At 49.1% G+C, this 25,054-nt stretch carries 20 protein-coding genes; 15 read left to right on the top strand and 5 right to left on the bottom strand.

Annotated features, from left to right (window positions below):
- Positions 1–285 precede the first annotated feature (285 nt).
- The 5 genes from QUE34_RS24090 to QUE34_RS24110 are packed head-to-tail and all read left to right on the top strand — an operon-like array spanning position 286 to position 5,235.
- Positions 286–1,365, top strand: a complete 1,080-nt coding sequence (locus QUE34_RS24090; RefSeq protein ID WP_001572162.1) for a PTS fructose transporter subunit EIIC — start codon at positions 286–288, stop codon at positions 1,363–1,365.
- Positions 1,366–1,379: 14 nt separating this feature from the next.
- Positions 1,380–1,700 (top strand): PTS fructose-like transporter subunit IIB, encoded by a 321-nt coding sequence (locus QUE34_RS24095; RefSeq protein WP_000161265.1) that lies wholly within the window; start codon positions 1,380–1,382, stop codon positions 1,698–1,700.
- A gap of 50 nt (positions 1,701–1,750) precedes the next feature.
- Positions 1,751–4,048 (top strand): formate C-acetyltransferase, encoded by a 2,298-nt coding sequence (locus tag QUE34_RS24100; RefSeq protein WP_032304247.1) that lies wholly within the window; start codon positions 1,751–1,753, stop codon positions 4,046–4,048.
- Entirely contained in the window at positions 4,014–4,892 is an 879-nt protein-coding gene (locus QUE34_RS24105) for a [formate-C-acetyltransferase]-activating enzyme (protein WP_032304248.1), read from the top strand. The genes QUE34_RS24100 and QUE34_RS24105 overlap by 35 nt, the downstream gene beginning before the upstream one ends.
- Before the next feature lies 1 nt (position 4,893).
- The gene (locus tag QUE34_RS24110) at positions 4,894–5,235 is read left to right on the top strand and encodes a PTS fructose-like transporter subunit IIB (protein WP_032304250.1); all 342 of its coding nucleotides are present in this window, start codon (positions 4,894–4,896) and stop codon (positions 5,233–5,235) included.
- Here QUE34_RS24110 and QUE34_RS24115 read toward each other — a convergent pair.
- From QUE34_RS24115 to argE, 4 genes are all read right to left on the bottom strand, one after another.
- Positions 5,222–6,073, bottom strand: a complete 852-nt coding sequence (locus QUE34_RS24115) for an AraC family transcriptional regulator (RefSeq protein WP_105268574.1) — start codon at positions 6,071–6,073, stop codon at positions 5,222–5,224. The two genes, QUE34_RS24110 and QUE34_RS24115, sit on opposite strands and share 14 nt — an antisense overlap.
- Before the next feature lie 197 nt (positions 6,074–6,270).
- Positions 6,271–8,004, bottom strand: coding sequence for a phosphoethanolamine transferase CptA (locus QUE34_RS24120; RefSeq protein ID WP_000556307.1), 1,734 nt, complete (start codon positions 8,002–8,004; stop codon positions 6,271–6,273).
- A 183-nt stretch (positions 8,005–8,187) separates the two neighbouring features.
- Positions 8,188–10,839: a phosphoenolpyruvate carboxylase gene (gene ppc / locus QUE34_RS24125; protein ID WP_032304252.1), complete on the bottom strand. Its 2,652-nt coding sequence runs from the start codon at positions 10,837–10,839 to the stop codon at positions 8,188–8,190.
- A gap of 301 nt (positions 10,840–11,140) precedes the next feature.
- Positions 11,141–12,292 carry an acetylornithine deacetylase gene (gene argE / locus QUE34_RS24130; protein ID WP_001295506.1) on the bottom strand — a complete coding sequence of 384 codons (1,152 nt, stop codon included), beginning with the start codon at positions 12,290–12,292 and terminating at the stop codon, positions 11,141–11,143.
- A gap of 153 nt (positions 12,293–12,445) precedes the next feature.
- On the opposite strand from argE, the gene argC reads away from it, so the two are divergent.
- From argC to argH, 3 genes are read left to right on the top strand one after another with little or no spacing between them, the layout of a single operon-like run.
- Complete coding sequence (gene argC / locus QUE34_RS24135; RefSeq protein ID WP_000935360.1) at positions 12,446–13,450, top strand: N-acetyl-gamma-glutamyl-phosphate reductase; 1,005 nt, start codon at positions 12,446–12,448, stop codon at positions 13,448–13,450.
- A 7-nt stretch (positions 13,451–13,457) separates the two neighbouring features.
- Entirely contained in the window at positions 13,458–14,234 is a 777-nt protein-coding gene (gene argB / locus QUE34_RS24140) for an acetylglutamate kinase (RefSeq protein WP_001362445.1), read from the top strand.
- 60 nt (positions 14,235–14,294) lie between these two features.
- Complete coding sequence (gene argH / locus QUE34_RS24145) at positions 14,295–15,668, top strand: argininosuccinate lyase (RefSeq protein WP_032304254.1); 1,374 nt, start codon at positions 14,295–14,297, stop codon at positions 15,666–15,668.
- Positions 15,669–15,717: 49 nt separating this feature from the next.
- Here the strand turns inward: argH and araD are convergent, their stop codons facing one another.
- Positions 15,718–16,410, bottom strand: a complete 693-nt coding sequence (gene araD, locus QUE34_RS24150; protein ID WP_032304255.1) for an L-ribulose-5-phosphate 4-epimerase — start codon at positions 16,408–16,410, stop codon at positions 15,718–15,720.
- Positions 16,411–16,863: 453 nt separating this feature from the next.
- Between araD and QUE34_RS24155 the strand changes: the two genes are divergently transcribed.
- The 7 genes from QUE34_RS24155 (at position 16,864) to QUE34_RS24185 (ending at position 24,784) form a co-directional block, all read left to right on the top strand.
- Positions 16,864–17,673, top strand: coding sequence for a DeoR/GlpR family DNA-binding transcription regulator (locus QUE34_RS24155; RefSeq protein ID WP_032304256.1), 810 nt, complete (start codon positions 16,864–16,866; stop codon positions 17,671–17,673).
- Positions 17,674–17,795: 122 nt separating this feature from the next.
- Entirely contained in the window at positions 17,796–18,800 is a 1,005-nt protein-coding gene (locus tag QUE34_RS24160) for a substrate-binding domain-containing protein (protein WP_032304257.1), read from the top strand.
- Between the two features lie 63 nt (positions 18,801–18,863).
- Positions 18,864–20,381: a sugar ABC transporter ATP-binding protein gene (locus QUE34_RS24165; protein WP_032304258.1), complete on the top strand. Its 1,518-nt coding sequence runs from the start codon at positions 18,864–18,866 to the stop codon at positions 20,379–20,381.
- Complete coding sequence (locus QUE34_RS24170) at positions 20,374–21,366, top strand: ABC transporter permease (RefSeq protein ID WP_032304259.1); 993 nt, start codon at positions 20,374–20,376, stop codon at positions 21,364–21,366. Before QUE34_RS24165 ends, QUE34_RS24170 begins: the two co-directional genes overlap by 8 nt.
- Positions 21,367–21,379: 13 nt before the next feature.
- The gene (locus QUE34_RS24175) at positions 21,380–22,426 is read left to right on the top strand and encodes an ABC transporter permease (protein ID WP_032304270.1); all 1,047 of its coding nucleotides are present in this window, start codon (positions 21,380–21,382) and stop codon (positions 22,424–22,426) included.
- Complete coding sequence (locus tag QUE34_RS24180; protein WP_032304260.1) at positions 22,426–23,289, top strand: L-ribulose-5-phosphate 3-epimerase; 864 nt, start codon at positions 22,426–22,428, stop codon at positions 23,287–23,289. The genes QUE34_RS24175 and QUE34_RS24180 overlap by 1 nt, the downstream gene beginning before the upstream one ends.
- Before the next feature lie 16 nt (positions 23,290–23,305).
- Positions 23,306–24,784, top strand: a complete 1,479-nt coding sequence (locus QUE34_RS24185) for an FGGY-family carbohydrate kinase (RefSeq protein ID WP_032304262.1) — start codon at positions 23,306–23,308, stop codon at positions 24,782–24,784.
- Positions 24,785–25,054: the final 270 nt, after the last annotated feature.

Below are 25,054 nucleotides of genomic sequence, written 5' to 3' on the forward strand. Positions count from 1 at the left end.
CTGTTTACAGGATAAGAGCGCACGGCAACGGCCTGCCATGTGACAAATCTGCCAAAAGCTGGACAAATGTAATGTAACCGTCAATTTGCGACGCGTCTCACAAGACGCCGTTCTGCGGCATGCTTCCGGGGTATCGCAAGTTATGAGGCGGATCGCATTTTTGTACTGATATTACAAAAGTCCAGTAAATGGCCTTTTTATCCACTGTTTGCTCCGCCTGCGATTGCCTATTGTTTCCTCCATCAAAAATATGGACATGGGCTTTTGCAAGCCCGGGAGCAGCTTATGAATGAGTTGGTGCAGATCCTGAAAAATACCCGTCAGCATTTAATGACGGGCGTTTCACATATGATTCCCTTCGTGGTATCGGGCGGTATTTTGCTGGCGGTTTCCGTCATGTTGTATGGCAAAGGCGCAGTGCCGGATGCCGTAGCCGATCCGAATCTAAAAAAACTGTTTGATATCGGCGTTGCGGGGTTGACGCTGATGGTGCCTTTCCTCGCAGCGTACATCGGTTATTCCATTGCAGAACGTTCTGCGCTGGCTCCGTGCGCCATCGGTGCCTGGGTTGGTAACAGCTTTGGCGCGGGCTTCTTTGGTGCGCTGATCGCAGGGATTATCGGCGGCATCGTGGTGCATTATCTGAAGAAAATTCCGGTGCATAAAGTTCTGCGCTCGGTGATGCCAATCTTCATCATTCCGATCGTCGGCACACTGATTACCGCTGGTGTCATGATGTGGGGACTGGGCGAGCCGGTGGGTGCGTTGACCAACAGCCTGACTCAGTGGCTACAGGGGATGCAGCAGGGCAGCATTGTTATGCTGGCGGTGATCATGGGGCTGATGCTGGCGTTCGATATGGGTGGTCCGGTTAACAAAGTGGCCTATGCCTTCATGCTGATTTGCGTTGCTCAGGGTGTTTATACCGTGGTGGCTATTGCCGCTGTTGGGATTTGTGTTCCACCGTTGGGCATGGGGCTGGCGACGCTGATTGGTCGTAAAAATTTCTCTGCAGAAGAGCGCGAAACCGGCAAAGCGGCGCTGGTGATGGGGTGCGTTGGTGTTACTGAAGGGGCGATTCCTTTCGCCGCTGCCGATCCGCTGCGTGTCATTCCTTCCATCATGGTCGGTTCAGTTTGTGGTGCAGTAACTGCGGCGCTGGTCGGTGCGCAGTGCTATGCAGGCTGGGGTGGTCTGATTGTGCTGCCGGTGGTTGAAGGCAAGCTGGGTTATATCGCCGCAGTGGCTGTCGGAGCAGTGGTGACGGCAGTCTGCGTGAACGTGCTGAAAAGTCTGGCGCGTAAAAATGGGTCTTCGACTGATGAAAAAGAAGACGACCTGGATTTGGATTTTGAAATTAATTAATTGAGGAACGAGCCATGACGAAAATTATTGCAGTAACCGCGTGTCCATCTGGTGTTGCCCATACTTATATGGCGGCAGAGGCGCTGGAAAGTGCCGCGAAAGCGAAAGGCTGGGAAGTGAAAGTAGAAACCCAGGGCTCGATTGGTCTGGAAAATGAACTGACTGCGGAAGACGTGGCGAGCGCCGATATGGTGATTCTGACCAAAGATATCGGCATCAAGTTTGAAGAGCGTTTTGCTGGCAAGACCATTGTGCGCGTCAACATCAGCGACGCGGTAAAACGTGCTGATGCCATTATGAGCAAAATTGAAGCTCACCTGGCGCAAACCGCTTAAGTTCTTATCCCGCCCGTAAGGGCGGGTTCGCTTTCCCACAGGAGTTCCTCATGACGAATCGTATCTCTCGCCTTAAAACTGCACTGTTTGCTAATACCCGTGAAATCTCGCTGGAGCGGGCGCTGCTTTATACCGCCAGCCATCGGCAAACCGAAGGCGAACCAGTGATATTGCGCCGGGCGAAAGCAACAGCGTATATCCTTGAACATGTTGAAATTTCGATTCGTGATGAAGAACTGATTGCTGGTAACCGTACCGTAAAACCGCGCGCCGGGATTATGTCGCCGGAAATGGACCCTTACTGGCTGCTGAAAGAGCTGGATCAATTTCCGACGCGACCGCAGGACCGCTTCGCCATTAGTGAAGAAGATAAACGTATCTACCGCGAAGAGCTGTTCCCATACTGGGAAAAACGCTCGATGAAAGATTTTATTAACGGGCAGATGACGGATGAAGTAAAAGCCGCGACCAGCACGCAGATTTTCAGTATCAACCAGACAGATAAAGGCCAGGGGCACATCATTATTGATTACCCGCGCCTGCTGAATCACGGGCTGGGTGAGCTGGTGGCGCAGATGCAGCAACATTGCCAGCAACAGCCGGAGAATCACTTTTATCAGGCTGCGCTGTTATTGCTCGAAGCCTCGCAGAAACACATTTTGCGTTACGCCGAACTGGCGGAAACGATGGCGGCAAACTGCACTGATGCCCAGCGTCGCGAAGAACTGCTGACTATGGCGGAGATCTCCCGCCATAACGCCGAACATAAGCCACAGACATTCTGGCAGGCGTGCCAGTTGTTCTGGTACATGAACATCATTCTGCAATACGAATCCAACGCCAGCTCGCTGTCTTTAGGGCGCTTCGACCAGTATATGTTGCCATTCTATCAGGCATCATTAACCCAGGGCGAAGATCCGGCGTTCCTGAAAGAACTGCTCGAATCTTTATGGGTGAAATGCAATGACATCGTGCTTTTACGCTCCACCAGCAGTGCGCGTTATTTCGCAGGTTTCCCGACCGGCTATACCGCACTGCTCGGCGGTTTAACCGAGAACGGACGTAGCGCGGTGAACGTGCTTTCGTTCCTTTGCCTTGACGCTTATCAAAGCGTGCAATTGCCGCAACCGAACCTCGGCGTGCGCACTAACGCCTTGATCGACACGCCGTTCCTGATGAAAACCGCAGAAACCATCCGCCTCGGCACGGGTATTCCGCAAATCTTCAACGATGAAGTGGTGGTGCCAGCGTTCCTCAACCGTGGCGTTTCGCTGGAAGATGCGCGCGACTATTCCGTAGTGGGGTGCGTGGAATTATCTATTCCCGGCAGAACCTACGGTCTGCATGACATCGCGATGTTTAACCTGCTGAAAGTGATGGAAATCTGCCTGCATGAAAATGAAGGTAATGCTGCGCTGAGTTATGAAGGTTTGCTGGAACAGATCCGCGTCAAGATCAGCCACTACATCACCCTGATGGTTGAAGGCAGCAATATTTGTGATATCGGCCATCGTGACTGGGCTCCTGTACCGCTGCTCTCATCGTTTATCAGCGATTGTCTGGAAAAAGGCCGCGATATTACCGATGGCGGCGCGCGTTATAACTTCTCCGGCGTACAGGGGATCGGTATCGCCAACCTGAGCGATTCTCTCCATGCGTTGAAAGGGATGGTTTTTGAGCAACAGCGTTTAAGTTTTGACGAATTGCTGTCGGTATTAAAAGCCAACTTCGCAACGCCAGAAGGCGAAAAAGTCCGCGCTCGCTTAATTAACCGCTTTGAGAAATACGGTAACGATATCGACGAGGTGGATAACATTAGCGCTGAACTCCTGCGTCATTACTGCAAAGAAGTGGAAAAATACCAGAACCCGCGCGGTGGCTACTTCACGCCAGGATCGTATACCGTTTCTGCTCATGTCCCGTTGGGAGCGGTGGTTGGTGCGACGCCAGACGGCCGTTTTGCCGGGGAACAACTGGCAGACGGTGGTTTGTCTCCCATGCTGGGCCAGGATGCACAAGGACCAACGGCGGTACTGAAATCAGTCAGCAAGCTCGATAACACGCTGCTTTCTAACGGTACATTGCTGAACGTGAAATTCACTCCGGCGACCCTGGAAGGTGAAGCGGGATTACGCAAACTAGCCGACTTCTTACGGGCATTTACCCAGCTTAAATTACAACACATTCAGTTTAACGTGGTGAACGCCGACACGTTGCGGGAAGCGCAACAGCGCCCACAAGATTATGCCGGGCTGGTGGTGCGCGTAGCCGGATACAGCGCCTTCTTTGTCGAACTGTCGAAGGAGATCCAGGATGACATCATCCGCCGGACAGCACATCAGCTGTAACGTTGTAGAAACGCGCCGCGATGACGTGGCGCGCATTTTCAACATTCAGCGTTATTCACTGAATGACGGTGAGGGCATCCGCACGGTGGTCTTTTTTAAAGGCTGCCCGCATCTTTGCCCGTGGTGTGCTAATCCGGAGTCGATCTCCGGCAAAATCCAGACGGTGCGCAGAGAGGCGAAATGCCTGCACTGCGCAAAATGTTTGCGTGATGCGGATGAATGCCCCTCCGGCGCGTTTGAACGGATTGGTCGCGATATCAGCCTTGACGCGCTGGAGCGGGAAGTGATGAAAGATGACATTTTCTTTCGCGCGTCCGGCGGTGGCGTCACGCTTTCTGGCGGCGAAGTGTTAATGCAGGCGGAGTTTGCGACCCGTTTTTTACAGCGACTGCGGCTATGGGGTGTGTCATGCGCCATCGAAACTGCCGGAGACGCGCCAGCCAGCAAGTTGTTACCGCTGGCGAAATTGTGCGATGAAGTGTTGTTCGATTTAAAAATTATGGACGTGACTCAGGCGCGGGATGTGGTGAAGATGAACCTGCCACGCGTGCTGGAGAACTTGCGTTTGCTGGTGAGTGAGGGTGTCAACGTGACCCCGCGTTTACCGCTGATCCCTGGTTTCACACTCAGCCGGGAGAATATGCAGCAGGCGCTGGACGTGCTGATCCCGCTGAATATCAGGCAGATCCATCTGTTACCGTTTCACCAGTACGGCGAACCAAAATACCGTCTGCTGGGGAAAACATGGTCGATGAAAGAGGTGCCAGCGCCGTCGTCAGCCGATGTGGCAACGATGCGCGAAATGGCAGAACGGGCCGGATTTCAGGTTACCGTGGGAGGTTAAAATGGCATACCTGGTGGCAGTAACCGCCTGTGTCAGTGGCGTGGCGCATACTTATATGGCGGCGGAACGGCTGGAAAAGTTGTGCCAGATAGAGAAGTGGGGCGTCAGCATTGAAACTCAGGGCGCGCTGGGGACGGAGAATCGTTTAGCGGACGAGGATATCCGTCGGGCGGATGTTGCGCTGTTAATTACGGATATCGAGCTTGCCGGTGCCGAGCGATTTGAACATTGCCGCTATGTGCAATGCAGCATCTACGCATTCCTGCGTGAGCCGCAGCGGGTAATGAGCGCGGTGCGCAAAGTGCTTTCTGCGCCGCAGCAAACCCACCTTATTCTGGAGTAGTCGGTTTTTCTGTCAGTTGGCTGTGGTACTGCCGACGATATTCCGACGGCGAGCGTTCGGTGTTTTTACGAAACAGACGGCAGAAGTAGTTGCTGTCAACAAAGCCGCAGGCGTGCTCCACTTCTTTTACCTTCAGGTCATAGCCTTTCAATAACGTCTTAGCGTGTTCCAGTCGCGTGTGATTCAGGTATTCGTTAAAACCAATGGCCCCCGTTTTTTGAAACAGGTGCGAGAGGTAATTTGGCGAAATATAGAACGCCTGTGCGACAGATTCGCGGGTAAGCGCGGTGGCATAGTGTTCGTCGATATAATCGCGAATAGCTTCAAATAGTGCCTGGCTACGTGAGGCGGTCTGGATTTGGCTGCCGAGCAAATCGCGGCAGTGGCTAAGCAGGCTAGCGACGATAAGTCTGGCCGTTTGCTGCTCCTGCGACTGCATTTGCATTTCATTGAGCGTTTGTAGCAGAAAAGAACCAATGCGCGGGCCGCGTCGGGCGACGTGTTGCTTCGCCAGATTTTGATATTGTTTGCCATCCCATTGCACGACGCTGAAGCCGAGTTGCTGTTTGCCAAACAGCACGCTAAAGGTAGTGGCGGGGGCTTGCCATTGTGGAAAATTCCAGCCACCAGCGGGAACGTACAGCACATCGCCGGGAACTAACGTTGCTCCAGCGCCGGTATCAACAAACTCACCTTCCAGCACAATTTCCAGCCGTGGAAAATCGACCTGATACGCAAGATCGGGCACCGGGCCGTTGCTGCTGGCAAAGTAAATCTGGCGCAGGGACAGCGGGCCGTTGATCAGGCGGGAGAGCAGATAGCTGACGTCGTGATACATGTTATTCCCTTAGGTACATAGACGGGAAAACAGTAACTGGCATTATGAAAAAAGGCCACCTGAAAAGTGTGGCCTGATGGGAGTGCGATGTAAACATTGCGGCAGTTTCAGTCGCTTTATCTGGCCTACCGCCGCGATCTGTAGGCCGGATAAGACGCGTCAAGCGTCGCATCCGGCAAATAGCACTTGGCTGATAATTACTGATTACCCACCTGATCGCCATACGGCAGAGTGTCGTAATCGATCAGTGCGTTTTTCTTATACGGGTTACCAATCCAGCGGGTAGTTTCTTTGAACTGCGGATTCACCACTGAACGGGTTGGATCGTAACCGTCGTAAGATAAGCCCGCCAAATCTGACCAGGTGTGGATCAGTTCCGCCAGGCTGTATTTACGATCAACATCCTGCGAGAAATCACGCGGATGAGTCGCTTGCCATTTTTCTGACGTCCACAGCAGGAACGGAATGGTGTACATGTGGCGCGTCGGATTGTCTTCATTACGCCCCTGAGTTTTGTGCGGTGGCGTGTCGTAAACCTCTTCACCGTGGTCAGAGAAGTAAACCAGGAAACCGTTCGGGTCTGCTGCTTTAAAGTCTTTAATCAGGCTGGCAACCACATGATCGTTATACAGGTTAGCGTTATCATAATCGTTATATGACTCCAGCTCTTCTGCGCTTAGTCCCGGCGGAACATGATCGGTATTGCCATCAAACTTGCCCTGATTTTCCGGGTAGCGGTATTTGTATTTGATATGCGTACCCAGCAGATGAACGATGATCAGTTTCTTCGGCGCAGGGTCATTCAGTACTTCCTGGAACGGCTTCAGCACGTTGGTGTCGTATTCACGCGCACTCTGCGTACGTTGCTGGTTCATGTAGTACTGCTTGTCGGTCTGGCGCGAAAATACCGTCAGCATGGTATTGCGGGCGGTCATCGTCTGCTGGTTGGTGATCCAGAAGGTTTTATAACCCGCCTGTTTCATCATGTTCATCAGCGACGGCTGCGTCAGATACAGATCCGGGTTCTTTTCATTGGCAAAAGTCAGCGCCTGTTGCAGGATTTCAATGGTGTACGGACGAGACGTCACCACGTTATTAAACACGGTCAGATTCGGATCGGTTTTATGCAGCGCATCCAGCTCCGGCGTGGTTTCACGCGGATAACCGTACAGACTCATGCGTCCACGCTGGGTCGACTCGCCAATCACCAGCACTAAGGTGCGCGGTTCGTTACCCGATTCATCTTTGAAATTAGCCAGCGGCGGCAAGGCATTATTTTCATTCAGTAGCTTTGTTAGCGAGTTTAGTTGCTGACGATACTGATAATAGCCGGTCAGGAATTGCCACGGTGCGGCAGGCTCCATACGCGATGCCAGGTTATCCAACGTTTTCTCAAACGGCTTGTTTTTGATAAACGTATTCATGGCGATCGGATGCAGAATCAAGCCATAAAGCAGGGCAAAAGAGACAACATAACGCCACGGCTTTGGAATATAGACCGGGCGCAGGCGTGTCCACAGCAGAACTGCCACCGCCGTATAGGCCAGCGCGATAAGCACAATTTTCAGGCTGAAATACTGGCTTAAATACTCGCTGGCTTCGTTGGTGTTGGTTTCGAACATCACAAACAGAACGCTCTGCGAGAACTCCTGACCGTAGATGACGTAGTAGCACAGCGCTGCCAGAGAGGCCGCCCATAGCACTACGCCGATTACTGCGGCAATAATTTTAATCCGCTTCGGAAAGAGGAATACCGGGATCAACCACAGCGAACTGAATAACAGCGAGTCGCGAATGCCGTTAGTGCCACTATAACCACTGATGTAAATAATGGCCTGTAGCAAGGTAGAGAAAAACCAAAAGTAGAGCAGTGCCCAACCCAGGGCTTTCCAGCTAAAAAGAGGTTTAGCCTGGACTTCTGTGGAATGCATAGTAAGAACCTGTCTTGAAAAAATATCGCCGAATGTAACGACAATTCCTTAAGGATATCTGAAGGGATATCCAGAATTTGAATAAAATGCAGACAGAAATATATTGAAAACGAGGGTGTTAGAACAGAAGTATTTCAGAAAACCCTCGCGCAAAAGCACGAGGGTTTGCAGGAGGGGGGAAGATTAGCCGGTATTACGCATACCTGCCGCAATCCCGGCAATAGTAACCATTAACGCTTGCTCGACGCGAGGATCCGGTTCCTGGCCTTCTTTTTCTGCCTGGCGGGAGCGGTGCAGCAACTCGGCCTGCAATACGTTCAGTGGGTCGGTGTAAATATTTCGCAGCTGAATAGACTCCGCAATCCACGGCAGATCGGCCATCAGGTGAGAATCGTTGGCAATCGCCAGCACCACTTTGATGTCTTCTTCTTGCAGATTACGTAACTCTTTACCTAACGGCCACAATGCTTTGTCTACCAGACGTTGATCATAGTATTCCGCCAGCCACAGGTCTGCTTTGGCGAAGACCATCTCCAGCATGCCGAGACGCGTCGAGAAGAATGGCCAGTCGCGGCACATGGCTTCCAGTTCGCTCTGCTTGCCATCTTCGACCACTTTTTGCAGCGCCGTACCTGCACCCAGCCAGGCGGGGAGCATCAGGCGGTTTTGTGTCCAGGCAAAAATCCACGGAATGGCGCGCAGTGACTCGACGCCGCCGGTCGGGCGACGTTTCGCCGGACGTGAACCCAACGGCAGTTTGCCCAGCTCTTGTTCCGGCGTAGCGGAGCGGAAGTACGGCACAAAATCTTTGTTTTCACGTACGTAGCCACGGTAGAGATCGCAGGAGATGACTGACAGTTCATCCATAATGCGACGCCAGCTCTCTTTCGGCTCCGGCGGTGGCAGCAGGTTGGCTTCCAGAATTGCCCCGGTGTACAGCGACAGGCTGCTAACGGTGATTTCTGGCAGACCATATTTAAAGCGGATCATCTCGCCCTGTTCGGTCACGCGAAGGCCGCCTTTCAGGCTTCCTGGCGGTTGTGACAGCAGCGCCGCATGGGCAGGTGCGCCGCCGCGACCAATGGAACCGCCGCGGCCGTGGAACAGCGTCAGTTCAATACCCGCTTTTTCGCAGGTTTTGATTAATGCATCCTGTGCCTGATATTGCGCCCAGGAAGCCGCCATCACCCCCGCATCTTTTGCTGAGTCGGAATAGCCAATCATCACCATCTGTTTGCCCTGAATCAGGCCGCGATACCAGTCGATATTGAGCAACTGGGTCATGACATCGTTGGCGTTGTTCAGGTCATCAAGGGTTTCAAACAGCGGTGCAACCGGCATCGCAAATCCAATACCCGCTTCTTTCAGCAGCAGGTGTACAGCCAGTACGTCGGACGGCGTTTTTGCCATCGAGATCACGTAGGCGGCAATGGAACCTTGCGGTGCTTCAGCAATTACCTGACAGGTATCAAGTACTTCGCGCGTTTCGGCGCTCGGTTGCCAGTTACGCGGCAGAAGAGGGCGTTTGGAGTTCAGTTCGCGGATCAGGAACGCCTGTTTGTCGGCCTCTGACCAGCTTTCGTAGTCGCCGATGCCGAGGTAGCGGGTCAGTTCGCCCAGCGCTTCGGTATGACGGGTGCTCTCCTGACGGATATCAATACGGACCAGCGGTACACCGAAACATTTCACGCGGCGCAGGGTGTCGAGCAGATCGCCGTTGGCAATAATACCCATGCCACACGCCTGAAGGGACTGGTAGCAAGCGTAGAGCGGCTCCCACAGTTCTTCGTTCTGCGTCAGCAGACCCTCTGGTTTTGGTACTTCTTCACCTTTCAGGCGCGCTTCCAGCCATGCCTGTGTCGCCATCAAGCGGGAACGCAGGTTTTTCATCAGATAGCGATACGGTTCTGCGGCACCTTCTTCGCCGACCAGCGCCAGCAGTTCCGGAGTTGCTTCAACCATCGACAGTTCAGAAACCAGAACTTGAATATCTTTCAGGAACAGATCGGTGGCTTTCCAGCGGCTGAGCAGCAGGACGTGGCGGGTGATATCGGCAGTGACGTTCGGGTTTCCGTCGCGGTCGCCGCCCATCCACGAGGTAAAACGCACCGGAGCAAATTCGACGGGTAGTTTGTAGCCGAGGTTCTCTTCCAGTTGTTCGTTCAGTTCGCGCAGGTAATTCGGTACGCCTTGCCACAGGCTGTTTTCTACTACGGCAAAGCCCCATTTGGCCTCATCTACCGGGCTTGGGCGCAGCTTACGGATTTCATCGGTATGCCATGACTGGGCGATCAACTGGCGCAGGCGGCGCATCAGTTGGTTATGTTCGTAGTCGGCGATATCTTTGTTGTCGAGCTGTTTTAAGCAGGCGTTCACTTCCACCATTTTGTGGATCAGCGTACGACGGGTAATTTCGGTTGGGTGAGCCGTGAGGACCAGTTCCAGCGACAGCGATTCAACTGCTTTTTTGATGGTGTCTTCGCTCAGTTCCGGCTGGTTTTTCAGTTTACGCAGGGTGCGGGCGATCACTTCCGGATTGCTGGCTGCTTCGCCTTTCGGCGAAATGCTATGGTATTGCTCGGCGGTGTTAGCCAGGTTCAGGAACTGACTAAACGCACGCGCAACGGGCAGCAGCTCGTCGTTCGACAAATTTTGTAAAGTGGTGAGCAACTCCTGGCGGTTAGCATCATTGCCAGCGCGTGAAGATTTGGACAACTTACGGATAGTTTCTACGCGTTCAAGAATGTGTTCTCCCAACGCATCCTTGATGGTTTCCCCCAGCACTTTGCCGAGCATACTGACATTACTACGCAATGCGGAATATTGTTCGTTCATATTACCCCAGACACCCCATCTTATCGTTTGATAGCCCTGTATCCTTCACGTCGCATTGGCGCGAATATGCTCGGGCTTTGCTTTTCGTCGTCTTTTATAAAGCCACGTAAAAGCGATGACGTCAAATGCTGCGAAATCGCTTCAGCAAACGAATAAATAGCAGGAATTTACGCCATTAAATTCACGACGCTTTAAATAAGCGTAACTTATGGAAATGTTAAAAAATCGCCTTGAGTAACACCAAAGGTGTAGGTCGGATAAGATGCGCAAGCATCGCATCCGACATTGTTTGGCCTACGTTTTAATGCCAGCAGAAATGGTGAATCACCTGGGTGATCAGTTCGCGGGTGGGCTTGATAAACCGTGTCTCCAGGTATTCATCAGGCTGATGAGCCTGATTAATTGAGCCAGGTCCCAGCACCAGCGTCGGGCATAACGTCTGAATAAACGGCGCTTCGGTACAGTAGTTCACTACTTCGGTCTTTGCTCCGAGCAATTTCTCAACCACTTCAACCAGTTGATGATTCGGTGGGCATTCATAGCCAGGGATCGGTGGATGCAGCTCGTCGACCGTCAGACGACCCGGCCAGCGTTCGCTCACCGGAGCCAATGCATCGTTGAGCAAACCATTAAGTTCATTGAGTGTCATGCCTGGCAGCGGACGAATATCCATATGCAACTCACAGCAAGCGCAAATACGGTTAGATGCATCGCCACCGTGAATATGCCCGAGGTTGAGCGTAGGGTATGGCACGGTAAATGCTTCGTAGTGATAACGTTCTTTCAGGTTATCGCGCAATTGCAAAATATGCCCGATGGCGTCGTGCATCAATTCGATCGCGTTAACTCCGCGTGCTGGATCGCTGGAGTGCCCCGACTGGCCCTGAATACGGATGGCGTTCGAGATATGGCCTTTATGCGCGCGTACCGGTTGCAGCGACGTCGGTTCGCCAATGATGGCGCAATCCGGGCGCAGGGCGGTAGTTTCGGCAAAATAACGCGCTCCTGCCATACTGGTCTCTTCATCGGCAGTCGCCAGAATGTAGAGCGGTTTTTTCAGTTTCGTGACGTCGACATCGCGTAGTGCATCGAGGATAAACGCAAAAAAGCCTTTCATGTCGGCGGTGCCTAAGCCGTAAAGCTTGCCGTCATGCTCCGTCAGCGTAAACGGATCGCGCGTCCAGCGGCCGTCATCAAATGGCACCGTATCGGTATGCCCCGCCAGCAGCAAACCGCCAGCTCCCTGTCCGCAACTGGCTAGCATATTAAATTTGTTGCGAGTTCCCGGCACGGGCTGCACTTCCACATTGAAGCCCAAATCTTTAAACCAGTCCGCCAGCAGAGTGATTAAATCTGCATTGCTTTGATCGAGTGCCTCTTCCGTGGCGCTTATTGAAGGTGTGGCAATCAGAGCACGGTAAATCTCGATAAATGGCGGTAATTTGTTTTTCATTGTTGACACACCTCTGGTCATGATAGTATCAATATTCATGCAGTATTTGTGAATAAAAATACACTAACGTTGAGCGTAATAAAACCCACCAGCCGTAAGGTGAATGTTTTACGTTTAACCAGGCAACCAGACATAAGAAGGTGAATAGCCCCGATGTTGAATACGCTGATTGTGGGTGCCAGCGGTTACGCTGGCGCAGAGCTAGTGACCTATGTAAATCGCCATCCGCATATGAACATAACCGCTTTGACTGTTTCAGCGCAAAGCAATGATGCGGGAAAGTTAATCTCCGATTTGCATCCGCAGCTAAAAGGCATCGTTGATCTGCCGTTGCAGCCGATGTCGGATATCAGTGAGTTTAGCCCAGGGGTGGACGTGGTGTTTCTTGCTACTGCCCATGAAGTTAGTCACGATTTAGCGCCACAATTTCTTGAAGCGGGCTGTGTGGTGTTCGACCTTTCCGGCGCGTTTCGTGTTAACGACGCCACCTTCTATGAAAAATATTACGGCTTTAGCCATCAATACCCGGAACTGTTGGAACAGGCAGCTTACGGTCTGGCGGAGTGGTGCGGTCATAAATTAAAAGAAGCGAACTTAATTGCGGTGCCTGGCTGTTATCCGACGGCGGCGCAATTGGCGCTGAAACCGTTGATTGATGCCGATCTTCTTGACCTCAATCAGTGGCCGGTTATCAACGCCACCAGTGGTGTGAGCGGAGCAGGACGTAAGGCAGCGATTTCAAATAGTTTTTGTGAAGTTAGCCTGCAACCGTATGGTGTCTTTACCCATCGCCACCAGCCGGAGATCGCCACGCATCTCGGTGCTGACGTTATTTTTACCCCGCATCTGGGCAATTTCCCGCGCGGCATTCTCGAAACCATTACCTGCCGCCTGAAGCCAGGCGTGAACCAGGCGCAAGTCGCGCAAGCGTTACAGCAGGCGTATGCCCATAAACCGCTGGTACGGTTGTATGACAAAGGCGTTCCGGCGCTGAAAAATGTCGTCGGGCTGCCGTTCTGCGATATCGGTTTTGCCGTTCAGGGGGAACATCTGATTATTGTGGCGACCGAAGACAACTTATTGAAAGGCGCGGCAGCACAAGCGGTACAGTGCGCCAATATTCGTTTCGGCTATGCGGAAACGCAGTCTCTTATTTAGGGGTGCAATGATGAATCCATTAATTATCAAACTGGGCGGCGTACTGCTGGATAGTGAAGAGGCGCTGGAACGTCTGTTTAGCGCCCTGGTGAATTATCGCGAGTCACATCAGCGTCCGCTGGTGATTGTCCACGGCGGCGGCTGCGTGGTGGATGAGCTGATGAAAGGACTGAATCTGCCGGTGAAAAAGAAAAACGGCCTGCGGGTGACGCCTGCGGATCAGATAGACATTATCACCGGAGCGCTGGCGGGAACGGCAAATAAAACCCTGCTGGCATGGGCGAAGAAACATCAGATTGCAGCCGTAGGTTTGTTTCTTGGCGACGGCGACAGCGTAAAAGTGACCCAGCTCGATGAAGAGTTAGGCCATGTTGGACTGGCGCAGCCAGGTTCGCCTAAGCTTATCAACACGTTGCTGGAAAACGGTTATCTACCAGTGGTCAGCTCCATTGGCGTAACGGACGAAGGGCAACTGATGAACGTCAATGCTGACCAGGCGGCGACGGCGCTGGCGGCAACGCTGGGCGCGGATCTGATTTTGCTCTCTGATGTCAGCGGTATTCTCGACGGCAAAGGGCAACGTATTGCCGAAATGACCGCAGCGAAAGCAGAACAACTGATTGAGCAGGGCATTATTACTGACGGCATGATAGTGAAAGTGAACGCGGCGCTGGACGCTGCGCGCACACTGGGTCGCCCGGTAGATATTGCCTCCTGGCGTCATGCGGAACAGCTTCCGGCACTGTTTAACGGTATGCCGATGGGTACACGGATTTTAGCTTAAGTTTTGTTGGCCGGAGATGTAGCTTTCCGGCATTGAATTTCAAAATAAGGAAACAGAGTTATGGCACTTTGGGGCGGGCGTTTTACCCAGGCAGCAGATCAACGGTTTAAACAATTCAACGACTCACTGCGCTTTGATTACCGTCTGGCGGAGCAGGATATTGTTGGCTCTGTGGCCTGGTCCAAAGCGCTGGTAACGGTAGGCGTGTTAACCGCAGAAGAACAGGTGCAACTGGAAGAGGCGCTCAATGTGCTGCTGGAAGATGTTCGCGCCAGGCCACAACAAATTCTTGAAAGCGACGCCGAAGATATCCATAGCTGGGTGGAAGGCAAACTGATCGACAAAGTGGGCCAGTTAGGCAAAAAACTGCACACCGGGCGTAGCCGTAATGATCAGGTGGCGACCGATCTGAAACTGTGGTGCAAGGATACCGTTAGCGAGTTGCTGACGGCTAACCGACAGCTGCAATCGGCGCTGGTGGAAACCGCACAAAACAATCAGGACGCGGTAATGCCAGGTTACACTCACCTGCAACGCGCCCAACCGGTGACGTTCGCGCACTGGTGCCTGGCCTATGTTGAGATGCTGGCGCGTGATGAAAGCCGTTTGCAGGATGCGCTTAAGCGTCTGGATGTCAGCCCGTTAGGCTGTGGCGCACTAGCGGGAACGGCCTATGAAATCGACCGTGAACAGTTAGCAGGCTGGCTGGGCTTTGCTTCGGCGACCCGTAACAGTCTCGACAGCGTTTCTGACCGCGACCACGTGCTGGAACTGCTTTCTGCCGCCGCTATCGGTATGGTGCATTTGTCGCGTTTTGCCGAAGATCTGATTTTCTTTAACACCGGCGAAGCGGGTTTTGTGGAGCTTTCTGATCGCGTGACTTCCGGTTCATCATTAATGCCGCAGAAGAAAAACCCGGATGCGCTGGAGCTGATTCGCGGTAAATGCGGTCGTGTTCAGGGCGCGTTGACTGGCATGATGATGACGCTGAAAGGTTTGCCGCTGGCTTATAACAAAGATATGCAGGAAGACAAAGAAGGTCTGTTCGACGCGCTCGATACCTGGCTGGACTGCCTGCATATGGCGGCGCTGGTGCTGGACGGCATTCAGGTGAAACGCCCACGTTGCCAGGAAGCGGCGCAGCAGGGGTATGCGAACGCCACTGAACTGGCGGATTACCTGGTGGCGAAAGGTGTGCCGTTCCGCGAGGCGCACCATATTGTTGGTGAAGCGGTGGTGGAAGCCATTCGTCAGGGCAAACCGCTGGAAGATCTGCCGCTCAGTGAGTTGCAGAAATTCAGTCAGGTGATTGGCGAAGATGTCTATCCGATTCTGTCGCTGCAATCGTGCCTCGACAAGCGTGCGGCAAAAGGCGGCGTCTCACCGCAGCAGGTGGCGCAGGCGATTGCTTTTGCGCAGGCGCGGTTGGAGTAAGTCTTAGGCGATTTATGGCTTGGCAAAACGCCAGGCCATGCTAAGAGGGTTACTGCCCGTAATAAGCATTGGCACCATGCTTGCGTAAAAAATGCTTATCCAGTAGAGGCTGTTGAATAGCCGTAAGATGGGGCTGTAGTTGTTGTGTAAAGAGATTCATATAGGCAATTTCTTCAAGTACAACGGCGTTATGCACGGCGTTCGCGGGATCAGTTCCCCAGGCAAAGGGGCCATGACTGTTTACTAAAACAGCCGGAATGTCAGCGGGAGATATTTCTCGTTGTCTGAACGTTTCAATAATCACTCGCCCCGTTTCATATTCATATTGTCCATTAATTTCGTCATCCTTCATGGGGCGTGTACAGGGGATAGTGCCGTAGAAATAATCAGCGTGGGTTGTCCCAAAGGCCGTGAGATCTTTTCCGGCCTGAGCCCATATTGTGGCGTGTCGGGAATGGGTATGAACGATACCACCAATATCCGGGAAAGCACGGTATAGCGCCAGATGAGTATCGGTGTCTGAAGAGGGTTTCCTGTGTCCATCAATAACTTCACCACTTTGTAAATCCACTACCACCATATCTGCAATGCCCATTTGGCTGTATTCGACCCCAGAAGGTTTAATAACCATGACACCTTTTTCGCGATCAACACCACTAACATTTCCCCAGGTAAACGTCACTAACTGATGAAGGGGTAATGATAAATTCGCAGCAAGAACTTTTTCCTTTAGCATATCCATTTTTAACTCCACGATAATCTGTATGTATTATATAAATAAACTTTAACTTTTGAGTTTGGGCTTTTTTTGCTCATAAATTATGTTTCCTAAATTACGCTGAATATAAGAAATGTAAAATATTCAAGGCATGTAAGAAGGCAACGAAAGAGGATAAGTGGGTATAAACGGTTTTATTCGGGCGTATTCGGTCATGAATGGAAGCGATTGCTATGCCCGATTATTTTTGTTTTTGTATTTAAATTTTTCGTTAGATGGCAGAATAAGACTTATTTAGTGACCGATATCTCAAAGTAATGTCAAATAGTAGAGTGTTCTCAATTTAATTTGTGATAAAGATCACCATTCCTGTTTGCGATTATAATTATAAAATGAATCTTGATTCCTATCACTTTATTTTATGAGGGAACAGTTAATTATATAAGCATGCTAATTTGATAATAACGGACCGATACTATGTTGCAGGCAGAGCGCCATAAAATGATATGCGCACATGTACAAAAACAAGGTGCTGTGCGGGTAACTGAATTATCACGATTATTTAAAGCGTCTCCTGAGACAATTCGTCGGGATTTAACGGTACTGGAGCGCAACAAAAAGTTAATCCGTAGCTTTGGTGGCGCGGTCGCTCTGGATTCATCTGATAGCGCTCCGGTTATGCTCGCCGATAATGCGTGGCAAGATAATAGTATCGATCGTGCGGAATCATTCCGTAAACGGACTGAAGAAAATCCTGATATAAAAGCCAGAATTGCGAAGGCCGCATTGCAATTTATTCACCCTGGTGATTGTATTTTAATGGATAACAGTAGTACTTGTTGGTTTTTAGCTCGTCAAATTCCCGATATAGATGTTACCGTAGTTACAAATTCATTACGGATAATTCAGGCGTTAGCTTGCCGTGATCGAGTTCGAATTATTGGTATCGGTGGTGAGTATTCTGAGCGACATGATGATTTTCATGGCCCGGTTGCAGAGAGTGCGATCCGAAATTTTCAAATCAACAGTTTTTTCTTTTCATGCCAGGGGTTGAATCTGGGGAATGGTGTCCGCGATGGCAGTGAAATTAATGCCAGACTTAAACAGGTGATGCTTCAGGTGTCAGGACAAAAAATATTGCTGGTCGACTCCACTAAGTTTGAACAGTATGCATTTAGTAAAATATGCACGCTGGATGAAATCGATATTCTGGTGACTAATGTTTGTACAGATACTCGGTATCGAACACAATTTCCACAATTAAACATTGTGGAGGTTGATAAATAATAGGCGTTATTTATTGTCTAAATTATTAATCAATGCCTAAGGGATTATAAATTATATAAATAGTCAGGTCGATATTATATCGAGTTTTCCTGACACCTGAACTATTTCTTAAGGAAATTACGATGAAAAAATTAATCTTACCCTGCCTTATTGCTACCGTATTATCTTCCACTGCTGCATGGGCTGATCAGACTGTAACATCACAAAAAGCGAATAAACCTTTTACGATGGGGGTAGTAGTAAAAGTCGGTGGAATTCCCTGGTTTAATGTGATGGAACAAGGCATTAAAAATGAAGGAAAACTATTGGGGGTTGATGCATGGCAGGTCGGCCCTACAACGGCAGATCCAGCTGAACAGGTTCGGGCGATTGAAGATTTAATTGCACGAAAAGTGGATGTTATTGGTGTTGTTCCTAACGATGCAAAGGTTCTTGAACCTGTACTTAAGCGTGCACAAGAAGCCGGTATTAAAGTTATTACCCACGAATCACCAGATCAAAAAAATGCAGATTGGGATTTTGAGTTGTTAAATACCCAGACAATGGGTGCCAATCATATGAAAGATATGGCGAAGTGTATGGGCGAAGAAGGTAAATACGCCATGTTTGTCGGCAGTCTGACTGTGCCTTTGGTAAATGACTGGGCCAATGCCGCGATTGCCTATCAAAAAGAACATTATCCAAATATGACGTTGGTTGAAGATCGTTTTGGTGTTGCTGAGTCGGTGGATGATTCAATGCGCACGACGAACGATTTAATGTCTAAATATAAAGATCTTAAAGGCATTATGTCATTTGGTTCACAAGGACCAATTGGTGCGGGGCGTGCTATTGATAAGCGGAAGAAAAATGATGCAATTTGCGTTTTTGGAACCTTCACTCCAGGTCAGGGAATTAAGCTACTCGAAAAAGGTGCCATTGATGGGGGATATATTTCAAACCCTATGATTGCGGGTAAGGTTTTTGTCCAGGTTGCGACGGCAATGATGAACGGTGAACCTATTAAAGACGGTGTAAAAATCGGTGATATGGGCGAGATCAAGGTTAATAACAACACTATTTATAGTGATAATCCAGAAAAGCTCGATCTTGAAAATACACGACGTTTAGTGAAGCTAGGCTTGTAATTTTACTGTAAATCACCGGGTCAAATTTGACCCGGAATTCCTTTAGTCGTATTCAGGAATATTATGATGCCTCATATTATAGAGAAGAATGCGGAGCAACCATTAGTGACGCTAAGGTCACTAACGAAAAGTTTCGGTGGCCATAGGGCTCTAAAGAATATCAATCTTACCTTAAATAAAGGTGAGGTTCATTGTCTTGCTGGTGCGAATGGGTGTGGTAAAAGTACTCTGATCAAAACGCTGTGTGGTGTTTATGTCCCTGATTCGGGAAGTGAAATTATTATAGATGGTAAGTCCTGGACTCGTCTTTCTCCTGATAAAGCTCGGGAACTGGGTATTCAGGTGATATATCAGGATCTTTCTTTATTCCCAAATCTTTCTGTTGCTGAAAATATCGCTTTTGAATACAACCTGAAGGGATATTTAGGGCTGCACAGAAAAAAACAACTTCGAGATGTATCGCAGAAAATAATTCAGGAGCTGCAATTCAATCTCGATCCTGATGCGTTAGTACAACATTTGCCGATTGCACAACGCCAACAGGTCGCGATTTGCCGGGCTCTGATTGCCGATGCCCGCTTAGTCATCATGGACGAGCCAACGGCATCATTGACGCGTACAGAAGTTAATCAATTACTACGCACAGTGAATTACTTACGCGATAAAAATATTACCGTAGTTTTTGTTAGCCACCGCCTTGATGAAGTTAAGGAAATTTCAGATCGGATTACGGTCATCCGTGATGGAGAGATAATTGGAACGTGGGCTGCCAATCAACTTTCTCCGGGCGATATTACTGAGTTAATGACCGGAAAAACTATAGTCCACCAGAAGAAGCTACCAAATAGCGTTGAAGGCAAAGTAGTCCTTGAACTAAACAAATTATGCAGAAAAGGGCAATTTGAAGATGTTTCTCTAAAACTACACCAGGGCGAGGTTCTGGGATTGTGTGGTTTACTTGGTGCGGGGAGAACTGAATTAGCATTGAGTCTTTTCGGTATTACTCGACCAGATAGTGGTGATATTTATCTGGAAGGTAAGCCCGTTACAATTAAAGACAACACGCATGCGGTAAAACTGGGAATAGCATATGTTTCAGAAGATCGCCTGACACTGGGGGCCGTATTACCCCAATCTATCAGCGATAATATGGTGCTCTCGATTCTGGATCGTTTAAAGACGGCATCGGGGTTTATTGATGAAAATCGAAAAGAAACCTTAGTCAAGGAGTGGATCCAGGATTTGGATATTAAAGTCACCGATCCAAATAATCCACTTTCAACGCTATCTGGCGGCAATCAACAAAAGGTTGTCCTGGCTAAATGGATTTTAACACGACCTAAGGTTTTAATTCTGGATGCGCCAACGGTAGGTGTAGATATTGGCGCAAAAGATAGTATTTACCAGCTTATTCATCGGCTTTCAGGTGTGGGTATTTCAGTGATATTAATTACTGATGAAGCACCAGAAGCTTATTATAACTGCGATCGTATTTTTCATATGAAGCGCGGAAAGATTATTAATGAGCTGTTGCCTTCGAATTATACCGAGCAGCAGTTGGCGGAGGTGATTAATGGTTAGCTTTATGCGGCTGCGGTTTCCTCGTTCAGTCGAAGCTTGGTTAGGATGGGTCATTGTTCTCATGCTGGTATTTTTTTCCATCATGAGCGATGAGTTTTTATCAATACAGAACTTGCTCGATCTCTCGGAAAGTTATGCCGTAACGGGTATTTTCGCCCTCGGATTATTTGTCGTATTGGTTACTGGCGGAATTGATATCTCTTTTGCAGCAGTAGCTTCGGTTGTGCAATATGTTGTGGCGTCGTTACTGCTTAATGAAACGCTATCAAATCCATTTTTCTGTCTGGTGTTTGCTGTTTTTCTTGGCATCATTTTTGGTTTGATAAACGCTATTCTTATTTATTACCTTAATGTCGTTTCCATCATCATTACGATTAGTATGCAGTCGCTACTGTTCGGTATGTTGATGTGGTTGACTAATGGCCACAGTATTTACGATTTACCGGATTGGTGGATTACGCAGCGTTCTTTCCTGAGTTTTGAATTTGGCGGAGAAGATTACCAGATCGGATTACCGTTAGTGGTTATGCTGGGAATGGCATTTCTGACGTGGATGATAATGAACAAAACCCATATTGGGCGTCAGCTTTATGCCGTGGGAGGGAATACCGAATCAGCAAGACGTATTGGGATTCGGGTGTCGCTAATTTATCTGTTTGCTTATGGTTATCTTGGTGCCGCTGCAGCAATTGGTGGAATGCTGCAAGCTTACCGTATGAGTGAAGTTGTGCCGAATGCATTGGTTGGCGGAGAGTTGGATGTGCTGGCTGCAGCGGTATTGGGCGGTGCCAGTTTATCAGGCGGACGTGGTACGGTCATTGGTACGCTTATGGGCGTATTTCTTATCGGTATTCTTAAAAACGGCCTTAATTTGATTGGCATCTCGAGTTATTTCGTCAATATCGTTATTGGAGTGGTTATTGTCTCGGCGATTTGTGTGACCCATTACAAAAAACGTAAAGAAACTGATGTTGGTTTCGTCTAACGGGAGGATCGAAATGAACAAGCGGATATTTTTTCCACTAGATGGTACCAGTTCAGGCTTATTATCAATATGTTTTATTGCGGTGGTGTTATTTAGTCTGGTAATGCCGGGGCGTTTTTTCACCGGCAATACTTTTCTGAGCATTGCATTTCAATTGCCAGAGCTTGGGTTGCTCACGTTTGCGATGTTTATACCCATGTTGAGCGGGGGGCTCAATCTGGCAATCATCGGTACTGCGAATCTGACCAGCCTGTTTATGGCCTGGCTGTTGATTCAATATGTACCCGCAGATGCATCTACAGGTAGTCAGTTGTTTTGGCTCTTCCTGGCTATTGTCGGGGCGATGCTTATTGCCATCATCATTGGAGCTATTACTGGGTCAATTATTTCTCATATAGGCGCTCACCCTATTTTGGTCACATTGGGTAGCATGACCATTATTAGTGGTATCGGTATTTACCTGACTAAGGGGGCAGCTTTAAGTGGTATGCCACCAGTAGTCCGCAGTATTGGGTCTGAAGTTATCATGGGGATCCCAGTACCGATGATAATTTTTATCGTCACCACCGTTGCTTTAGCTCTGTTCCTCGGCAAAACCCGTACGGGAAAAACGATTTATATGTGTGGCAGTAATATTAACGCCACATGGTTTAGCGGTATTCGCACCGACCGCGTATTAATTGCTATATATGCTATATCCAGCATGTTGTGTGTATTAGCAGGTCTTATTATGCTCGCGCGATTTAATTCGGCGCGTATGGGCTATGGCGATTCCTATCTGCTCTTGACGGTTCTTGCAATTGTATTGGGAGGCACAGATCCATTCGGTGGGGCGGGTAAAGTCAGTCATGTTTTTTGTGCCTTACTTGTGCTTCAGGTTATTGCTACCGGCCTTAGTCTGTTGGGACTTAGTTTGCATTTCAATCTGGCGGTATGGGGGATCACATTGATCGCCGCACTGGCATTTAAATTCATCAAACAAAAATGGCAGTTGCAGCGTGACATGAATAAGAGCCGGAAAATCTTTCAACAACAATTGATCACTCGTGAGGGAAAATAATGCGACGCCACCCGTTAGGTATTTATGAAAAAGCGCTACCCAGGAATACCAGTTGGGTAGAGAAACTAGCCCTGGCTAAATCTTGCGGTTTTGATTTTGTTGAGATGTCGGTAGATGAGAATGATGAACGACTCGCCCGCCTGGACTGGTCGCTCACCGAGCGTATGGAGCTTATTAGCGCCATTCAGCAAACGGGGATCCGTATTCCGACAATGTGCCTGTCTGCTCACCGGCGTTTTCCATTTGGTAGCCATGATAGAGATACTCGTCAGCAGGCACGTACGATTATGTTGAAGGCGTTACGCCTGGCGCAGGATTTGGGGATTCGAACAATCCAACTGGCAGGCTATGACGTTTATTATGAGCCGCAGAATGAAGAAACTATCGCCTGGTTTGAAGATGCGATGGCCTGGACAGCTGAACAGGCCGCAGCGGCACAAGTTATGTGTGCTGTAGAGATCATGGATACGCCATTTATTAATTCTATTAGTAAATGGAAAGTCCTGGATACAAAAATTAATTCCCCTTGGTTTACCGTTTATCCGGATGTTGGCAATCTGACCGCATGGGGTAATGAACTGGAAAGTGAGCTGGTAAAGGGGATTGATCGAATTGCCGCAATCCATCTTAAAGATACGTACCCAGTAACGCCTGATTCTCCAGGGCAATTTCGTGACGTTCCTTTTGGTGAAGGGTGTGTAGATTTTATTAAATTATTTAAGATCCTGCGTAATCTTAATTATCGCGGAACGTTTCTGATAGAAATGTGGACAGAAAAAGCGACGGAACCTCTATTAGAAATTATTCATGCACGTCAATGGATTGAAGAGAAAATGCGCTTTGCCGGCTGGGATAATATTTAGAAACTAAGGAGGGATCATGGAGCGGTATTTTATTGGTGTCGATTTAGGTGGTACAGAAACCAAAGCGGGAATTTATACGGCAGAAGGACGTGAAATAGGTGTCTCTTCGCAGGCGTTACCTCTGTTAAGCCCATGTCCTGGTTTTTGCGAACGCGACATGGAGGCGTTATGGAAGGTAACGTGCCAGGTCATTTCACTGTCGATGTCAGATAACAATATTACTGCGAGTCAGATTGATGGCATCAGTTTTTCTGCTCATGGTAAAGGTTTGTACCTGCTCGACCGGCAAGGTAAGCCCTTACGACACGGCATTGTTTCCTCTGATTCTCGCGCACAACAACTGGTTGCAAGCTGGAAAGAACAAGGAATTGACCGCGAAAGTTATCACCGTAGTCTGCAACAGCTCTGGCCATCGCACCCTGTAGCACTATTGCATTGGTTGAAAAAACATGAGACTGACAATTATGGCCGCATCGGAACCATTTTGATGGTTCATGATTACATACGTTCACGGCTTACTGGCAAACTGGCTTGTGAAGAAACCAATATTTCAGGCAGTAATTTTTATAATCAATATACCAGTGCTTATGATGCTGAACTTTTTCGCCTATTTGAGATTAAGGAAGTTGCGGGTAAGGTTCCCGATATTATTGGCTCCGCTGATTTAGCTGGGTTTGTGACATCTGAAGCAGCCAGCCAATGTGGGCTTCTCGCCGGAACGCCTGTTTTTGGTGGTGTTTTTGATGTCGTTGGTGCGGCGCTCACTTCTGGCATCTATGACAGTACAACGTTAAGTGCGGTTGCTGGCACCTGGTCAATTGCAACGCGAATCTTTGATCGCATTATTCCTTCTGATTATCCCTATGTATGGGGGAAATTTAGCATTCCAGGTACATTTTTCGCCCATGAGGGAAGCCCTACATCAGCCAGTAATTTGACATGGTTCTTGCAGCAATTTTTACCGGATCTTCCTGACAGTTATCGGGTGATTAATGAGTGGGTGGAACGAGGGTATGAGAAGCAGAATGATATTCTCTTTTTCCCGTGGTTGTTTGGCTCGAATTACCATGAGGCATTAAGCGGGGGATTTTTGGGGCTGTGTGGGCATCATAAAAGAGAAGATTTGGTGTACGCTATTTATCAGGGCATTGTCTTTTCTCATTTGTTGCATCAGGACCGTCTTATTGAGATTGATAAGTCATTGCAAACGATTCGTTTCTCTGGCGGGCCAACGCATTCCAGAATCTGGATGCAGATGTTTTGTGATGCCAGCAAAATGCCTCTTGAAATTGTCGATATTGAACAGTCAGGTTGTAGAGCGGCTGCAATGTGTGCGGCAGTAGGAGGAGGGGCTTATTCTGGATTCAAACAGGCCATGAAGGCTACGCAGCTCAACGTGATTCGTCTTGAACCGAATGTAGAAAAAGCACACATGCTCAGGCGACGGTTTGCTCGCTTTAAACAGGTAGCCAGTGCGCTGAGCTCCGTTGTTTGATGGAAAACAAAGCAGATCCTGGAGAGCCATAAAGTTCACGTTGGCTGTCGTTATTTTGAGTTGAGAAATGCCTGAAATAGTCTGTGACTTCAACGGTTAATGGGTTGCGGAAGGGAGGAACGGCTACCCTTACCGCAACTAATATTAATCGTATTTCTTCCTGCTTGTGTATCTTCTTTTCATCTCTCATTCCGAAAAATCCTTTTTAAATAAACCTATCGATACGTATTGAATTAAGTAAAATATGATTATCTTTTGTTGTTGTTATAA

This window comes from Escherichia sp. KS167_9B, assembly GCF_030295215.1.
GTDB classification, from domain to species: Bacteria; Pseudomonadota; Gammaproteobacteria; order Enterobacterales; family Enterobacteriaceae; genus Escherichia; species Escherichia coli_F.

Bases quoted from the DNA above. Each gene is read 5' to 3' on its own strand.
- QUE34_RS24090 (WP_001572162.1), top strand. From the start codon at position 286: ATGAATGAGTTGGTGCAGATCCTGAAAAATACCCGTCAGCATTTAATG.
- QUE34_RS24095 (WP_000161265.1), top strand. From the start codon at position 1,380: ATGACGAAAATTATTGCAGTAACCGCGTGTCCATCTGGTGTTGCCCAT.
- QUE34_RS24100 (WP_032304247.1), top strand. From the start codon at position 1,751: ATGACGAATCGTATCTCTCGCCTTAAAACTGCACTGTTTGCTAATACC.
- QUE34_RS24105 (WP_032304248.1), top strand. From the start codon at position 4,014: ATGACATCATCCGCCGGACAGCACATCAGCTGTAACGTTGTAGAAACG.
- QUE34_RS24110 (WP_032304250.1), top strand. From the start codon at position 4,894: ATGGCATACCTGGTGGCAGTAACCGCCTGTGTCAGTGGCGTGGCGCAT.
- QUE34_RS24115 (WP_105268574.1), bottom strand. From the start codon at position 6,073: ATGTATCACGACGTCAGCTATCTGCTCTCCCGCCTGATCAACGGCCCG.
- QUE34_RS24120 (WP_000556307.1), bottom strand. From the start codon at position 8,004: ATGCATTCCACAGAAGTCCAGGCTAAACCTCTTTTTAGCTGGAAAGCC.
- ppc (WP_032304252.1), bottom strand. From the start codon at position 10,839: ATGAACGAACAATATTCCGCATTGCGTAGTAATGTCAGTATGCTCGGC.
- argE (WP_001295506.1), bottom strand. From the start codon at position 12,292: ATGAAAAACAAATTACCGCCATTTATCGAGATTTACCGTGCTCTGATT.
- argC (WP_000935360.1), top strand. From the start codon at position 12,446: ATGTTGAATACGCTGATTGTGGGTGCCAGCGGTTACGCTGGCGCAGAG.
- argB (WP_001362445.1), top strand. From the start codon at position 13,458: ATGATGAATCCATTAATTATCAAACTGGGCGGCGTACTGCTGGATAGT.
- argH (WP_032304254.1), top strand. From the start codon at position 14,295: ATGGCACTTTGGGGCGGGCGTTTTACCCAGGCAGCAGATCAACGGTTT.
- araD (WP_032304255.1), bottom strand. From the start codon at position 16,410: ATGGATATGCTAAAGGAAAAAGTTCTTGCTGCGAATTTATCATTACCC.
- QUE34_RS24155 (WP_032304256.1), top strand. From the start codon at position 16,864: ATGTTGCAGGCAGAGCGCCATAAAATGATATGCGCACATGTACAAAAA.
- QUE34_RS24160 (WP_032304257.1), top strand. From the start codon at position 17,796: ATGAAAAAATTAATCTTACCCTGCCTTATTGCTACCGTATTATCTTCC.
- QUE34_RS24165 (WP_032304258.1), top strand. From the start codon at position 18,864: ATGATGCCTCATATTATAGAGAAGAATGCGGAGCAACCATTAGTGACG.
- QUE34_RS24170 (WP_032304259.1), top strand. From the start codon at position 20,374: ATGGTTAGCTTTATGCGGCTGCGGTTTCCTCGTTCAGTCGAAGCTTGG.
- QUE34_RS24175 (WP_032304270.1), top strand. From the start codon at position 21,380: ATGAACAAGCGGATATTTTTTCCACTAGATGGTACCAGTTCAGGCTTA.
- QUE34_RS24180 (WP_032304260.1), top strand. From the start codon at position 22,426: ATGCGACGCCACCCGTTAGGTATTTATGAAAAAGCGCTACCCAGGAAT.
- QUE34_RS24185 (WP_032304262.1), top strand. From the start codon at position 23,306: ATGGAGCGGTATTTTATTGGTGTCGATTTAGGTGGTACAGAAACCAAA.